The sequence below is a fragment of the Klebsiella sp. CN_Kp104 genome, assembly GCF_040064515.1.
GTDB lineage: Bacteria > Pseudomonadota > Gammaproteobacteria > Enterobacterales > Enterobacteriaceae > Klebsiella > Klebsiella aerogenes.
In genome coordinates, this window is record NZ_JBEAII010000018.1 from 1 (window position 1) to 863 (window position 863).

Genomic DNA, 863 nt, shown 5'->3' on the forward strand with positions numbered 1-863 from the left:
GAAACATCTTCGGGTTGTGAGGTTAAGCGACTAAGCGTACACGGTGGATGCCCTGGCAGTCAGAGGCGATGAAGGACGTGCTAATCTGCGAAAAGCGTCGGTAAGGTGATATGAACCGTTACAGCCGGCGATGTCCGAATGGGGAAACCCAGTGCAATTCGTTGCACTATCGTTAACTGAATACATAGGTTAACGAGGCGAACCGGGGGAACTGAAACATCTAAGTACCCCGAGGAAAAGAAATCAACCGAGATTCCCCCAGTAGCGGCGAGCGAACGGGGAGCAGCCCAGAGTCTGAATCAGCTTGTGTGTTAGTGGAACGGTCTGGAAAGTCCGACGGTACAGGGTGATAGTCCCGTACACCAAAATGCACAGGTTGTGAACTCGAAGAGTAGGGCGGGACACGTGGTATCCTGTCTGAATATGGGGGGACCATCCTCCAAGGCTAAATACTCCTGACTGACCGATAGTGAACCAGTACCGTGAGGGAAAGGCGAAAAGAACCCCGGCGAGGGGAGTGAAAAAGAACCTGAAACCGTGTACGTACAAGCAGTGGGAGCACCTTCGGGTGTGACTGCGTACCTTTTGTATAATGGGTCAGCGACTTATATTCTGTAGCAAGGTTAACCGTATAGGGGAGCCGCAGGGAAACCGAGTCTTAACTGGGCGTTAAGTTGCAGGGTATAGACCCGAAACCCGGTGATCTAGCCATGGGCAGGTTGAAGGTTGGGTAACACTAACTGGAGGACCGAACCGACTAATGTTGAAAAATTAGCGGATGACTTGTGGCTGGGGGTGAAAGGCCAATCAAACCGGGAGATAGCTGGTTCTCCCCGAAAGCTATTTAGGTAGCGCCTCGTGAA

General features: G+C 51.9%; 1 rRNA gene. It reads left to right on the forward strand.

Features of this window, described 5'->3' with window-relative positions:
- Positions 1–20: 20 nt before the first annotated feature.
- Positions 21–863: ribosomal RNA gene (locus ABLU80_RS13485) — 23S ribosomal RNA — on the forward strand; the annotation flags it as partial.